Here is a 14,259-nt window from a genome sequence, read left to right on the forward strand (position 1 = left end):
TGCGCGACCCAAGGAGCGCGGCTGCGGTCATCTCGCGAGAAGAGGGGAATGGCAATGAGATTGGAATCGCGCGTCGCAATCGTTACGGGAGCGGGCGGTGGCCTAGGCCGCGCGCATGCGCTGCTGCTGGCGCGGTATGGCGCCAAGGTCGTCGTGAACGACATGGATCAGGCGGCCGCAACGCGCGTCGCCGACGAAATCGTCGCTGCCGGCGGCGAAGCGATTCCAGTGGCTGCGTCGGTCACCGACGAGGCGGCGGTTGCCACCATGATCCGCGGCGTGATGTCGAATTGGGGGCGCGTCGACATTCTCATCAACAACGCCGGCGTCCTGCGCGACAAGACCTTCGCCAAAATGAGCCTCGCGGACTTCCGCCTGGTGCTCGATGTTCATTTGATGGGCTCGGTGATCTGCACCAAGGCCGTGTGGGAAATCATGCGCCAGCAACAGTACGGGCGTGTGGTGATGACCACGTCGTCGTCGGGCCTGTATGGAAATTTCGGCCAGTCCAATTACGGCGCGGCGAAGCTGGCGCTGGTTGGGCTGATGCAAACGCTGGGACTCGAAGGCGAGAAGCACAATGTCCGCGTCAACTGCCTGGCCCCGACCGCCGCAACTCAGATGACTCATGGCGTGCTCGCAGAGGAAGCCCTGCAGCGGCTCGATCCGAAGCTGGTCAGTCCCGGGCTGCTCGCGCTGGTCGGAGAGCAGGCGCCGAATCGCGCAATCCTGTGTGCTGGCGCTGGTCACTTTGCTCGCGCGAACATCACGCTGACCAAAGGTGTGCAGGTCGGCGGAGATGCCGATGCTGGCGAGCAGGTAATCGCGCAGTGGGAGCAGATCGGTGATCGCACCGACGAGCTCGTTCCGGCCTACGGCTTCAAGCAAGCCGAACGCGAACTGGCTGCCGCCGGCTATGTGGCGGGAGCGATGGCGGACCGATAGCGCCGCGTTCTGCCAAAGAAAAAGCCCCGCACGAACGTTGGCTCGTGCGGGGCCTGTACGATCAAATCATTTTGTTACTTCAGTCCCACCAGTTCCAACCTCTGCGGTCCCAGGACCAGTTGTGAGGCTTCGGGCCGCGCTGGGCAGGCTTGACTTCGACGTCCATGACGGCGCCGTCCCTCGCTGACTTCACCTGGATCAGAGTTCCGGTGTTGGGGTTTTTCACGCCCGCGGCCGGAGTGGCCGCACGCCAGTGCTGCACGCGGTCGTCGAACACCGATACGCCACGCTGCGACGGATACACGTAGTCCACGCCCAGACGGCGAAGTTTCAAGACTTCCGTTCTTTCGAACCCGAACGTCGCGTCGAAGCTTTGATAACGCGAGCTCCAGGCGACGCCGTCTTCGCGAGTGAGCGGCGTCGGATGCGCATCGATGGGCAGGATCAAGCCGAGGCCCGGATGGGCGCTGGTGTTATTGTCGCCGAGGCGCGTGTCCCAATAAGAAATGAGCAGGCCGTCTTGATACGGGAAGTGCGTGACCCAGTCCTGCAGCGCGGGCGAATTCAGATCGCCGAAAACATAGGGACCGGTGCGCAGGCTCTTATCGTAGCCGCGGTACTGGCGGTACTCGGCCACATAGGCATTGAAGAAGCTGCCCAGGTCGCCCTGCACGGCGCGAAAGCCGCCGGTCGGCGGGCTGTAGACCCACGGGACCGTGACTTCGGCGCCATCGGCCTGCTGCCCGGTGATCTGAATGTCGTCGATCATCAGGCCCAGGCCATTGGTGAAGGGATCCGTCCAGTAACGGAAGCCGACCTCTACGGTCCGGCCCGTGAAGTCAGATAGATCGGCGGTCAGCGACACCCATTCGAAACCGGTGCTGCCGGTGATGCCATTGCCTTCGTTCTGATCGTTGGGATTGGTCGTCGTGGACAGATTGGTGGGCACGAGATGAGTGGTGCCACCGTCGATGACTACGACGTAGGCATAGTCCCAGTCAGCTTCGATGTCGTATTGAACCTGTGCGCTCAGCGAGGCGGCGCCGTCCGGCAGCGTCACGGTGCGTAACATCGTGGTGTCGAGCAGGGCGCCGCTGCCGCTGTAGTAGAAGGCGTCGCCCGCATAGGGCCCGATGACGTTGTCCGGCAGGACAGTGATCAGTGCCTGAGCGTTTTTCGTGTTGTAAGTCGCCGGGCCGAGCGTGTGCTGCGACTTCTTGCCGGCGTGCGCCACCTCGTACTTCAGCCAGCCGAGCTGCAGTTTTTCCCAAGCGCCCATGTGCACGGGCTTGGTGCCGATGTCGACCTTGCCGTCGCTGCCATAGGAGCCCGACGCCATCAGCGACCAGAAGCCGGTCGAGTTGTCGCCGCCGTTGGTGTCGTACAGATCGGGCAAGTCGAGGTCGTGGCCGAACTCGTGCGCGAACACGCCGACGCCGCCGTTCTCGGGTTCGACCGTGTAATCGCCGACCCAGTAGTTGCTGTTGCCGATGCGGACGCCGCCAGCCTTGTTGTTCTCGGGGCCGAGCAGGCCGGCCATGTTGTAGTAAGCGAACCAGCGATGGCTCCAGATCGCCGCGCCGCCTTGCACGCCGCCGCCGACTTCTTCACCCATGCCGGCGTGTACCGCCTGGAAATGGTCGATGTAGCCGTCCGGCTCGTCGAAGTTGCCGTCGGCGTCGTAGTCGTTGCGATCCCAGACGTCGAACTTCGCCAGCTCGGCGTTGATCTGGTCGGCCGTCTTGCCCGCCGCCAGCTGCGCTTCGTACCAGCCGTTCAGCGAGTCACGCAGGAACAGCCAGACGCCGGCGCAGGGATACTGTCCAGGCAGGCCGGAGAAGGAGCAGTTGTAAGTGACATCGTCGTCGTAGCGGTTGGCGTTGAAGGGGACCGGGATCCAGTCCGTGACCTCGCCGTCGACCGTGTATCGGTTCGAGGAAAGCTCGATGTAGAAATTGCGCATCGAGATCGCGCCCGGCTGTTCCGAAAACAACAAGTCTTCGTAATGGGTGCGCGAGAAATCGGGCTTCCAGATGGTGCTGTTATCCACGGTGCGATCGGGCTGCGGAATCTGGTTGTGCACCGGGCCGGGCAGGCCGCCGAGCGCCGGATGAATCTGCGTGCCGAATTCGCCCAGCACGGTGAAGATCAGGTCCTCGCTCTCGCGCTCCAGCTCGATATACTTTCCTTGGTATTTTCCGCGGCCGATCCGGTGCACCCGGCGGGAGCTCTGGCCGAACGTCTGGCCCGAGAGCTGGCTCGAGGATTGGGCTTCGGCCCGAACCTTCTCTTCCAAGCCCAGCTTACGCATCTCGCGACGTTTTTCGCCGGCCGGATGCGGCACGTCGTCGCTGTTGGCTCGCCCCTTGACCGTGAAGCCGGCCAGCGCCGGCTCGCCGGGAGCGACCAGGACGGACTCCTGCGCCAGGGCGGCGGAGGAGGTAAGACCGAAACAAAGTGAATAGAAAGGGATCAGCCAGCGACGAGGCTGGCGCGACGCTTTACACATAGTTTCCCTGCCTCTCTTGTTGTTGGGCGTTCGGGCCCGTGCGATGCCCAACTGTGATCCGCTTCGCGTTTGGAAGTCAACGACAGCTAAGAAACATTTCGGCGAAATTTTCTGTATACAACGACGCCGCCGGCGAGGGCTTTTGTATATTTAAAATCCGATAAGTGTTAATCGAAGCGTGCGCACCTGAATAGTGCGGATGCTCCCCCTTGTTATATTTTTTACGGTGCGTCTACGGGTTGCAGGCCCAGGCACGCGTACTGCAGGATGCGCCGCTATGAAACTGCTGACCCTGCTCGTTGTATCGATCGCCGCGATTGTTTGCCGGGATGCGGCTGCTGCCGAATCGGTCGACACCACAGTCCTGCTCCGACCCGCGCGTGTATTTGATGGAACGACGCTGCACGAAGGCTGGCGCGTGCTAGTCAAGGGCGATCGAATCGTCGCCGCCGGCGCCGATGTGACTGCGCCATCGGGTGCGCGCGAGATCGATCTTGCGAACCAGACGTTGCTGCCGGGCTTGATCGAAGGTCACAGTCATCTGTTCCTGCACCCGTACAACGAGCGGAGTTGGGACGATCAGGTGCTGCACGAGTCACTGGCTTTACGAACGGCGCGTGCGGTGACATTTGCGCGCGCGACGCTGGTCGCGGGTTTCACGACCGTTCGGGATCTGGGCACGGAAGGTGCGGGCTTTGCAGACGTCGGTTTGAAGCAGGCCATCGACGAAGGAATCGTTCCGGGGCCGCGCATGCTGGTTGCGACTCGGGCCATCGTGGCAACCGGCGCGTATGGGCCGAAAGGTTTCGAACCTGGCGTCGAGATTCCGCAAGGGGCCGAGGAGGCGAGCGGTGAGGAAGTCGTGCGTGCGGTCCGCCGCCAGATCGCAGCCGGCGCCGATGTGATCAAGCTCTATGCCGACTATCGCTGGCGACCAGGCGAAGAAGGTCGTGCCACGTTGTCCGCGTCAGAGCTGAAAGCTGCGACCGAAGCAGCTCACGATGCGGGTCGAACCGTGGCCATTCACGCAAGTACACCCGAAGGCATGCGGCGGGCGATTGCTGCTGGCGTCGAAACGATCGAGCACGGCTACGGTGGCACCAAGGAAGTGTTCGCGGCGATGAAGGAGCGTGGCGTCGCCTTGTGTCCGACCTTAGCAGCATCGGATGCGGTTGCTCGCTATCAAGGCTGGGACGGGCGCGAGCCGGCGCCGAAAGCAGTCGAGCTGTCGCGCTCGGCTTTCAGCGCCGCACGCGCTGCCAAAGTCACGATTTGTGCCGGCGGCGACGTCGGTGTCTTCGCGCATGGCGACAACGTTCGCGAGCTCGAGCTGATGCAAGCCGCCGGCATGCCTGCGCGGGAGGTTTTGATCGCCGCGACTTCGTTGAACGCAAAGATTTTTCGCATCCACGACAAAGTGGGCACGGTTCAACCGGGTTTGCTTGCCGATCTGATTGCCGTCGAAGGCAACCCGACGCAGGACGTCCGCGTGCTACGGCAGGTTCGGTTCGTCATGAAGGGCGGCGCAATCATTGCTAATTGAGACGGCCGGCATCGGAGGACTCGATAGACTGGTCCGCATCAGGCGACCCACTCGGAGAACAAGACGTGAAGCTCAAGTCGACGCTCGTGTTTACGGTCATGCTCGGTGCGTTGGCAACGACCATCGTTCGGGCCGATCAGCCGGCGCCGCCGCCCGATGCGGAGCAGGTCAAGTTTCAGTGGGGCGTGAAGATTCCATTGCGCGATGGCGTGAAGTTGAGTGCAACCGTGTACACGCCGCGGCAGCAGAAGGAACCCGCTCCTTGCGTCTTCACGCTGACGCCATACATCTCACAGAGCTATCACGATCGCGGCATGTACTTCGCTGCACGCGGTTATCCCTTTCTGACGGTCGACGTGCGCGGTCGAGGTAATTCCGAAGGCGAGTTCCGGCCACTGATCCAGGAAGCGCGCGACGGTCACGACGTAGTCGAATGGCTTGCGCAACAGCCGTATTGCAATGGCAAGGTGACGATGTGGGGCGGCTCGTACGCGGGCTACGATCAGTGGGTAACTGCCAAGGAATTTCCGCCGCATCTCGCGACCATCGTGCCGGTCGCGTCGCCGTATGCGGGCACTGACTTTCCGATGCGAGCGAATATCGCCGCACCGTATCTGATGCAGTGGCTCACGTTCACCACCGGCAACGCCTCGCAGGCGACTATCTTCGCTGACACGGCGTTCTGGGGGGCGGTGAATCGCCAGTGGTTCACGTCGGGCAAGCCGTTCAAAGAACTGGATACGATGCTCGGCAATCCGTCCGCGACATTCCAGGAATGGCTTGCGCATCCGCAGCTCGATGATTACTGGGATTCATACAACCCGACGGCCGAGCAGTATTCGAAACTGTCGCTGCCGATCCTGACGATCACCGGCAGCTATGACGGCGATCAACCGGGCGCGATCGAGCACTATCGCCAGCACATGAAACACGGCAACGCCGACGCCAAGGCGCGCCACTATCTGGTGATCGGCCCCTGGGATCATGCGGGCACTCGCACGCCGCAAGCGCAATTCGGCGGTCTCACGTTCGGCAAGGAGAGTCTGGTCGATCTGCCGAAACTGCATCTCGATTGGTACGCGTGGACCATGCAAGGCGGACAGAAGCCGGAGTTCCTGCAGAAGCGCGTGGCTTACTACGTCATGGATGCGGACACGTGGCGTTATGCCGATACGCTCGAGGGTGTCACGGCGGAGTCGCGCTCTTATTTCCTGGATTCGAACGGCAGCGCCAACGATGTGCTCGCATCGGGCTCTCTCGCCGCCTCGCAGGGGAAGGGCAAGCCGGATCAGTATGTTTACGATCCACGGGACCTGAGCATTGCGGAAGTCGAGCGCAGCGTGGATCCCTCGTCGCTCACGGATCAGCGCTCGATCTACGCACAGCAGGGCAAGGTGCTCGTTTATCACACCGCGCCGTTCGAGCGTGACACGGAGGTCAGCGGCTTCTTCAAACTGTCGGCCTGGCTGGCCATCGATCAGCCGGATACGGATTTCGCGGTCTCTGTTTACGAGATCCGCCCGGATGCCAGCTCCATCCTGTTGACCAACGATCAGCAGCGCGCCCGCTATCGCGAGAGCGAGCGGGAGGCCAGGCTCGTGACGACGCGTGAGCCGCTCAAGTATGACTTCGACGGCTTTACGTTCACGTCCCGCATGGTCCGCAAAGGCAGCCGGTTGCGCCTGGTGATCGGGCCGGTCAATTCCACTTTCAGCCAGAAGAATTACAACAGCGGCGGCGATGTGTCGTCCGAGACGATGCGCGACGCCCGCGCCGTCACGGTGAAGCTGTACCACGATCGCGCTCACCCGAGCACGTTGTTCGTGCCGATCGGTCAGCCCTGACCGCCGACGCGGCGCCCCGCTGTAGTGCCGGGCGCCGTTCCTTGCGGCCTGCTGCCATCTGTCATGTAGGGCGGATCTCGCACCATGACAGGTTCAAATGATTTTCTTCGCCGGTCAGGCAAGCCACAATCATTGCCGCGATGTCACGACGGAGATCCCCATGGCAACTTTGACTGCAGCCCGCTCGGGCACGTTTCATATCGGCGGTGAGCTCGAAGTCAATCGCCTGGGCTATGGCGCGATGCGCATCACTGGCGAAGGCATCTGGGGTGCACCGTCGGACAAGGCCGAAGCTGTGCGCGTGTTGAAACGCTTGCCCGAGCTCGGCGTGAACTTTATCGATACCGCGGATTCCTACGGTCCCGACGTCTCGGAGCAATTACTGCGCGAGGCGTTGCATCCGTATAAGGGGCTGGTCGTCGCAACCAAGGGCGGCTTGACCCGGCCCGGTCCGGATCAGTGGGTTCCGAACGGTCGGCCGGATTATTTGCTCAAGCAGGCGCGTGGCAGCCTGAAGAAGCTCGGGGTTGAGCGCATCGATCTGTGGCAACTGCATCGGATCGATCCGAACGTGCCGCGCGAAGAACAGTTCGGCGCGGTCAAACAGCTGCTCGACGAGGGCGTCATTCGGTTCGCGGGGCTGAGCGAAGTGACGGTGGAGGAGATCAAGGCGGCCTCGAAAGTGTTTCCGGTTGCGACGGTGCAGAACCTGTACAACCTGGCGAACCGGAGCGCCGAACCCGTTCTCGATTACTGTGAGCAGCAGGGCATCGGCTTCATTCCCTGGTATCCGCTCGCCGCCGGCGAACTGGCGCGCTCCGGCTCCGTGCTCGAGAAGATCGCGAAGGAGCATCGAGTCGTCCCGAGTCAGATCGCCCTCGCCTGGATCCTGAAACGCAGCCCGGTGATGTTGCCCATCCCCGGCACCTCCAAGGTGAAGCATCTCGAGGAAAACGTCGCGGCGGTCGAGATTGAGCTTTCGGATAGCGAGTTCGCCTCGCTGAATAAACTCAGGGCGTAGCTTCGCTGCGCATCCGAGCGATGGCGACTTCGCCGAGCGGCTCGTTGCTGCGGATCCGGAAGCTGTCGGCCCATTCGCGGGCGAAGTCGCGTTGGTAGGCGATGTTCACGCACGCCGTGACCGTCATGGTGATGAGTGCGCCTAGCGAAGCGAGCGCCATGTCTTTCTGCGCATCCCAAACGTCGCCTTGCGAACCCAGGAAGGCGGCGCCCAGGTCGCCGCCGAAGCCGACCGCCGCGCCCCATTCGATCAGCTCGTAGAGCATGGAGGTGGACATGGTCAGGTCGAGCGGCAGGAAGTAGCCCCAGAAGCCGCGCACCGAGGCAATGCGGAGGAACACTTCGCGGATCGGGTAGGCGAGCAGCAGTCCGTAGCTGAAGTGAACCACTCGGTCGAAGTTGTTGCGCTCCCAGCCGAACAACTGGTCGATGGAGAACCCGAATAAGCTTTGCACTGCCTGGTCGTATGGGACTTCGGAGTAAGTGTAGTGCGCACCGATCGTGTGCAGACAGAAGAACACGAACAGCGTCGTGTACGAGACGCGGGACAGCGGGAACACGCGCGACGTGGCCACGAGGCCAGCGACGCCCAGGAGCAACAGCACGTTTTCGAGCAGCCAATCCGAGCGGTGCAGCGGCGCGATCGCGAGCGCAATCCATAGCACGCCGAACAGCACAAGCAGCGTCGACAAATAAGCTTTGCGCGTCACACGGAGTCTCCGGAGCGAATTGCAGCGGAATGTACCTTGACGCTGATAGCGCAGCCAGCACGAAGTGCGCAGGCGGCAGGCGGGTGTTGCGCTCGAAGATTGTGAGCACGATCACTTCCCTAAATCCTCCGGGCACATTATGTTTTGCTTCATCCAGCCGATGCAGAAACAACGGGGACAAACCCCGGACGCATCGATTGTGCGTTGAGACCTGGATCACTTTTTTCGGGAAGAGCGATGAGTTTTCGTTTGGCTGCCGCCGTTGTGCTGGCGGGTTTTGTGGGCGTCCACTCGGCGAGTGCCAGCACCGGCTATCTGGCTCGCCCCGACGTGCGTGAATTCATCGAGGCGATGGAGACCGAGCACGGCCTGGATGCGGCCGAGCTCGAGCGTATCCTCGGCGACGCGCGGCATCAGCCCGTCGTGACCCGCTTGATTGGCCCGGAGCGGCCAAAGTCGGCAACGCCGCCGGTGCGCTCTTACCCCAAGTACCGCGCGAAGTTTCTAACCAAGGCGCGCATTGCCGCCGGCACCCGCTTCTGGGACGTGCACGAGGCGGACTTGCGCCGCGCCCAGGCTGAATACGGCGTATCACCCGAGGTGATTCTCGGCATTCTCGGCGTTGAAACCGCCTTCGGGCAGAACACGGGCTCGTTCCGGGTCGTGGATTCGCTGACGACCATTGCGTTCGACGGGCCGCGTCGACAGGAATACTTCCGCGACGAGCTCAAGGAACTGCTGCTGATGGCGCGCGACCTGAGCATCGATCCGCTGAAAATCAAAGGTTCGTATGCGGGCGCCATGGGCCTGCCGCAGTTCATGCCTTCGAGCGTCCGCAAGTACGCGGTGGATTTCGACGGTGACGGCGTCATCGATCTCGCCGGCAGCACGTCCGACGCGATCGGCAGCATCGCCAGCTACCTCAAGTCGTTCGGCTGGGCCGATGGCGAGCCGGCGCTGGTGCCGGTGCAGTTGCCCAACGGGAGTGCGGCCGATCTGGTGACCGGCCTGGAGCGCAGTCACGAGGTTGAGGCGTTGAAGGAAAAAGGCGTCAGATTTTCCGTGAAGCGCCTGCCCGAAGGCGCGTGCTCCGTCGTCGAGTTGCCCACGCCCGGCAAGCCCTCGAAATTCGTGGCCGGCTTCGGCAACTTCGAAGCCATCACTCGCTACAACCGTTCGACGTTCTACGCGACGGCCGTACTGGACCTCGCGAACGCAATTCGCGAAGCCCGCACGCAGGTTACTGCTAGCAACTGAGCTAGTGAGGGGACGCAGCCTTGCCGAAGTGCACGCCGCCGTCGTTGACGACGATGTCGGCCTGAGCACGCAGCAAGGCGATCATCTCTGCTCCGGCCAGGAACACCGGCCCGTAGCCGTGCGCCGCCAGCACGTGCACGGGCCGATACATATAGAACATGGGATCCCAGCCCATGCCCGTGCCGACGCAAGTGCCTTCCACCTGACCCTTCGCGTTCACCTTGGTCGTGACCGCATTCCAGCCCAGTGACACGGCCGGCCCGAACGCTCGCGCATCGAGCCAGCCGCGATTGATTCCTCTCGCCAGCGCATAGACGAACATCGCGCTCGCCGACGTCTCTTCGTACGACTCACGGCGATCCAGCAGCTGGTGCCACAAGCCGGCGTGACCCTGAGCTGCCGCGAGCCCGGCGGCATGCGTTCGGTAGATGTCCAGAATCCTGGCGCGAGCGGGATGATTTTCGGGCAACACCTCCAGCAGCTCGACCATGGCCATCGTCGCCCAGCCGTTGGCGCGCGCCCATGGAAACACCGGATGAGGCTGCATGCCTTGCACCCAGCCGTGCATGAAGAGGCCGCGCTCCTGCACGAACATTCGTTCGGAGAATTGCAGGATCTGTTTGACGGCATCGTCGAAGTAACGACTGTCGCCGGTCAGCTTGCCTGCCTGCGCCAGGCACGGCACGCTCATATAGAGATCGTCCAGCCACAGCGATTCGGGCATCGGCCGATTGCGCGCCAGCGTCCCGTCCCCGAGCCTGAACTGTGTGCCAGAAACGAACTGCACGTAGTTGTCGATCCACGGTCTCAGGTCATTACCCAGCCCGGCCCGATGCGCTTTGATCATCGCTGCGCACATCGAGCCGGAATCATCCAGCGAGCGCGGCTTGACGATCGATCGCAGGCTCATGCCGTGCGCCACGGTAGGAACCGATCCATCGGCGGCCAGATGTTTCTTCGTATGCGCGGCGAGCGTTGCGATTCCGGCCAGCCTCTCGTGCGTGTACTTTCGATATCGCGCGTCGTTGGTGACGTCGGCGGCGAGCAGCATGCCCGAGTAAGTCACACCCCATTCATAGGTGAGGATCAGCAGGTCCGTGCGGTCCAGGGCTGCGAGATCCGGTAGCTTTTTCAGGTTGGTCACCTCCGTGCCGGTTGCGCCATCCACCACACGAAGTGGGGCCGCTTGTTCGAGATAAGCGTGCACTCGCTGCAGAGTCGCTTCGATGCTCTGAGTAGTGGCGGGTTGATATGGCGTGGGGTAGTTCGGCGTCAGCCGACCCGAGTACACGCCCGGATCGACGCGGGGCGATGTGTGAATCTGCGTGGCTTGAGACTGAGCCAGCGCTGCGCTCGCTGCAGTAAGCATCGTCAGTGCGCACAGCGAGCGAATCGCGATCGTCTGGAGCGAACGTTCCATGAAGCCCTCATGCATTGCGGACGGTGGCGCCAGCGGTCGCTGAACCTGTTTGCGTGCGAGCGATGGGCGGCGGTGAATTATTGGTGGTCGGAATGGGTTTGCACAGAGGGAGAAGAATGCTCGTTTTGACTTGATCGATTCCACTATGACATCGATCGAGCGCCTTTCGCGTTGCTATCCTGATCGTGAAAGGGGAAAGTCACGTGAAGCGTATAACAATATTTCTTGTCTCGTTCTTCTGCAGTGTCTGTGCCGCACAGGAGCGCGGCGATTCGGCGCTGCTCTGGCAGAGGTTTCAGCAGCCGCCTGCCGATGCGAGGCCGATGATGCGCTGGTGGTGGTTCGGGCCGGCGGTTGTGCACGAGGAGTTGGACCGTGAGATTGCCGCCATGAAAGCCGGCGGCTTCGGCGGCTTCGAGGTGCAGCCGGTGTATGCGCTGTCCACCGACGATCCATCGAACGGCATCGTCAACACGCCGTATCTGTCCGATCCATTTCTGGCCGCTCTGCGCCACACGAGCGAGACAGCGCGTGCCGCGGGCATGCGGATGGATGTGACGCTGGGGAGCGGCTGGCCGTTCGGCGGCCCTCACGTGCCGATCACTGAAGCCGCGGCCGAAATCAGAAGAATGGAGCTGCCTGTTCCCGCCGGCGCTGCCACCATCGGTCTGCCTTTCATGGAGGCCGGGGAACGTGCTGTGGCTTTGTTTCTCGATGCAACGCGCTTGCCTTTGACCAAAGAGTCCACTGTCGAGGTGCGTCCGGCCTCGCAGGAACGTAAGGCATATTTGTTTGTTGCCGGGCGCACCGGGCAGCAGGTCAAGCGGGCGGCGGTGGGTGCGGAAGGCTTTGTCATCGACCACATCAGTCGCGCGGCCGTTGCCAATCATCTGACGGCGGTTGGAGATCGCTTGCTCGGTGCCTTCGATGCCGCCACGAAGCCGTACGCGATGTTCTCCGACAGTCTGGAATCCTACGGCGCGAGCTGGACCGACGATCTGCCGCAGGAGTTCGAGCGACGCCGCGGCTACGACTTACTCGATCATCTGCCGGCGCTGTTCACAGAAGGTTCGGACGGGGCTCCGGTTCGCTTCGACTGGGCGCGCACGCTGTCCGAACTCGTCGATGAGAGATACCTGAAGCCGATCAACGCTTGGGCCAATCAGCGCGGCACTCGCTTTCGTGCGCAGGTCTACGGACTTCCGCCGCCGACGCTGTCGAGTAACGCACTCGTCGATTTGCCGGAGGGCGAGGGCGCCGATTGGCGGCGCTTCAACTCGACCCGCTGGGCCACGTCGGCTGCTCATCTATATGAGAGGGGTGTGGTCTCGTCCGAGACCTGGACGTGGCTGCACTCGCCGTCGTGGGCTGCAACGCCGCTCGATATGAAGGTCGAAGTCGATCGTCACTTCCTGCAGGGCGTGAATCAGATCATCGGGCACGGCTGGCCCTATTCGCCGCCGCAAGTGGCCGAGCCAGGTTGGGCGTTCTACGCGGCGGCTGCCTTCAACGATCGCAATCCCTGGTATCCAGTGATGCCGGCGGTGACGCGCTATGTACACCGAGTCAGCGCGATGTTGCGCGAAGGCAAGCCGGACTCCGCGGTGGCCATCTATCTGCCCACCGAAGATGCATTTGCCGACATGCGGCCGGCACGAGCCTCGGTGAATGAAGAGATGCGTCAACGGTTCCAACCCAACCTCATCGGGCAGGTCCTCGATGCGGGACACACGTTCGACTTCATCGATGCGAGCGCCATCGCGGCCGGCAAGTTGACGCATCGCCTGCTGATTCTGCCGGGTCTCACCCGCATCGATCCCGCCGCCTTCGAGCGCATCGCTGCCTGGGTCCACAGTGGAGGGCAGGTTATCGTCGCCGGCGGGCTCCCGAGCAGCGCTGGAGGATTGATGGACGGCGCTGCGGGCGCGCAGAGAGTGCAGCAGATTTCACGACAATTGCTCGAAGCGGAATCGAAGCAGCGCATTCGCGTCGTCGCGCCCGAATCGCTCGGGGCAACATTGCGTTCTGTGTTGGAGCCGACGGTGGCGCTCACTGCGTCGGATCCCGCGTTCGGCTTCATCCGTCGCCGCCTCGACAATGGGTATCTCTATTTCATCGCCAACACCGGCCAGCGGCCGATCTCAACGCAAGCTCGCTTCGCAGGCGACAACGGTCGCGGCGAGTGGTGGGATGCCGTGACTGGTGAGCGCAGATCGGCCGGCAGCGGAAACATTGCGATTCACCTCGCACCTTACGAATCGAAGCTACTGGTGTTCGTGGAGGGGCTCGATCAGGTCGAGCGAGCGGCCGAGCATCGACTCAGCCCGGTTCTGGATCTATCCAAAGGATGGCGTGTGCAAGCCAAAGGGGCAGCGGCGACGCCGCCGCAGCCCGGTGTGTCGTGGGCCGATGATCCGAAGCTGAAGCACTACTCGGGCAGCGTCACTTATCAGCGCAGTTTCGCGCTGAAGCAGTCAGATCTCGGAAGCGAAACTCGACTCCTGTTGGATTTCGGCACGGACACGCCGTTACCCGACATTCGGCAAGATCGCCCGCGAGCATTGGTGGAGGCGCCTGTTCGTGACGCGGCACTGGTCCGAGTGAACGGTAAGGAGGCGGGTGCGGTGTGGATGCCGCCGTGGCGATTGGATGTAACCTCGCTGCTGCGCCCGGGCAAGAACGAAATTGAAGTGGTTGTGATGAACACTGCGATCAACGCCTTGTCCGCACGGCCGCCGAGCAAACGCCTGCTGGAGCTGCGCTATGGCGCGCGCTTCAAAGAGGAAGACTGGGACAAACTCCAGCCGCCACCGTCCGGATTGCTCCGGCCAGTGACGCTGGTGCGGGCGGCCCAGTGAGCCAGCTTCCCTCGGCTTAGTTGCCGGCTCAGGCGGCCTGCGGCAGTACTCTCTCGGCAACGCACTCGACGTTTGAAGCCTTGTGAATTTGACCCGTGGATGCCAGGTGAAGAGCCGGACTGTAGGTCGTGTGGGCGTACCCATCTCCGTGAG

At 62.5% G+C, this 14,259-nt stretch carries 9 protein-coding genes; 6 read left to right on the top strand and 3 right to left on the bottom strand.

Going from position 1 to position 14,259, the window contains the following annotated elements:
* Window positions 1-54 precede the first annotated feature (54 nt).
* Window positions 55-945 carry an SDR family NAD(P)-dependent oxidoreductase gene (locus EK373_RS13245; RefSeq protein WP_129643101.1) on the top strand — a complete coding sequence of 297 codons (891 nt, stop codon included), beginning with the start codon at window positions 55-57 and terminating at the stop codon, window positions 943-945.
* A gap of 79 nt (window positions 946-1,024) precedes the next feature.
* On the opposite strand, the gene EK373_RS13250 is transcribed toward EK373_RS13245, so the two are convergent.
* Window positions 1,025-3,454, bottom strand: a complete 2,430-nt coding sequence (locus EK373_RS13250; protein WP_198683271.1) for an immune inhibitor A domain-containing protein — start codon at window positions 3,452-3,454, stop codon at window positions 1,025-1,027.
* Between the two features lie 277 nt (window positions 3,455-3,731).
* Between EK373_RS13250 and EK373_RS13255 the strand changes: the two genes are divergently transcribed.
* The 3 genes from EK373_RS13255 (at window position 3,732) to EK373_RS13265 (ending at window position 7,862) form a co-directional block, all read left to right on the top strand.
* Window positions 3,732-4,997 (top strand): metal-dependent hydrolase family protein, encoded by a 1,266-nt coding sequence (locus EK373_RS13255; protein WP_129643102.1) that lies wholly within the window; start codon window positions 3,732-3,734, stop codon window positions 4,995-4,997.
* Between the two features lie 65 nt (window positions 4,998-5,062).
* Window positions 5,063-6,841, top strand: a complete 1,779-nt coding sequence (locus EK373_RS13260) for a CocE/NonD family hydrolase (RefSeq protein ID WP_129643103.1) — start codon at window positions 5,063-5,065, stop codon at window positions 6,839-6,841.
* Between the two features lie 160 nt (window positions 6,842-7,001).
* Window positions 7,002-7,862, top strand: a complete 861-nt coding sequence (locus tag EK373_RS13265; RefSeq protein ID WP_129643104.1) for an aldo/keto reductase — start codon at window positions 7,002-7,004, stop codon at window positions 7,860-7,862.
* Here EK373_RS13265 and EK373_RS13270 read toward each other — a convergent pair.
* Complete coding sequence (locus EK373_RS13270) at window positions 7,852-8,571, bottom strand: DUF2238 domain-containing protein (protein ID WP_129643105.1); 720 nt, start codon at window positions 8,569-8,571, stop codon at window positions 7,852-7,854. The genes EK373_RS13265 and EK373_RS13270 overlap by 11 nt on opposite strands.
* A 237-nt stretch (window positions 8,572-8,808) precedes the next feature.
* Here EK373_RS13270 and mltB point away from each other — a divergent pair, with 237 nt between their 5' ends.
* On the top strand, window positions 8,809-9,828 hold the full coding sequence (gene mltB, locus EK373_RS13275) for a lytic murein transglycosylase B (protein WP_129643106.1): 1,020 nt from the start codon (window positions 8,809-8,811) through the stop codon (window positions 9,826-9,828).
* A gap of 1 nt (window position 9,829) precedes the next feature.
* Here mltB and EK373_RS13280 read toward each other — a convergent pair whose 3' ends face one another.
* Complete coding sequence (locus EK373_RS13280; protein ID WP_129643107.1) at window positions 9,830-11,248, bottom strand: glycoside hydrolase family 88/105 protein; 1,419 nt, start codon at window positions 11,246-11,248, stop codon at window positions 9,830-9,832.
* A 203-nt stretch (window positions 11,249-11,451) separates the two neighbouring features.
* On the opposite strand from EK373_RS13280, the gene EK373_RS13285 reads away from it, so the two are divergent.
* Window positions 11,452-14,106 carry a glycosyl hydrolase gene (locus EK373_RS13285; RefSeq protein ID WP_129643108.1) on the top strand — a complete coding sequence of 885 codons (2,655 nt, stop codon included), beginning with the start codon at window positions 11,452-11,454 and terminating at the stop codon, window positions 14,104-14,106.
* Window positions 14,107-14,259: the final 153 nt, after the last annotated feature.

Origin of the sequence: Peristeroidobacter agariperforans (assembly GCF_004138335.1) — a bacterium.
In the GTDB taxonomy this organism is placed as follows: domain Bacteria; phylum Pseudomonadota; class Gammaproteobacteria; order Steroidobacterales; family Steroidobacteraceae; genus Steroidobacter; species Steroidobacter agariperforans.

Excerpts from the sequence above, each read along its gene's own strand:
- EK373_RS13245 (WP_129643101.1), top strand. The coding sequence starts at position 55 with ATGAGATTGGAATCGCGCGTCGCAATCGTTACGGGAGCGGGCGGTGGC.
- EK373_RS13250 (WP_198683271.1), bottom strand. The coding sequence starts at position 3,454 with ATGTGTAAAGCGTCGCGCCAGCCTCGTCGCTGGCTGATCCCTTTCTAT.
- EK373_RS13255 (WP_129643102.1), top strand. The coding sequence starts at position 3,732 with ATGAAACTGCTGACCCTGCTCGTTGTATCGATCGCCGCGATTGTTTGC.
- EK373_RS13265 (WP_129643104.1), top strand. The coding sequence starts at position 7,002 with ATGGCAACTTTGACTGCAGCCCGCTCGGGCACGTTTCATATCGGCGGT.
- mltB (WP_129643106.1), top strand. The coding sequence starts at position 8,809 with ATGAGTTTTCGTTTGGCTGCCGCCGTTGTGCTGGCGGGTTTTGTGGGC.
- EK373_RS13280 (WP_129643107.1), bottom strand. The coding sequence starts at position 11,248 with ATGGAACGTTCGCTCCAGACGATCGCGATTCGCTCGCTGTGCGCACTG.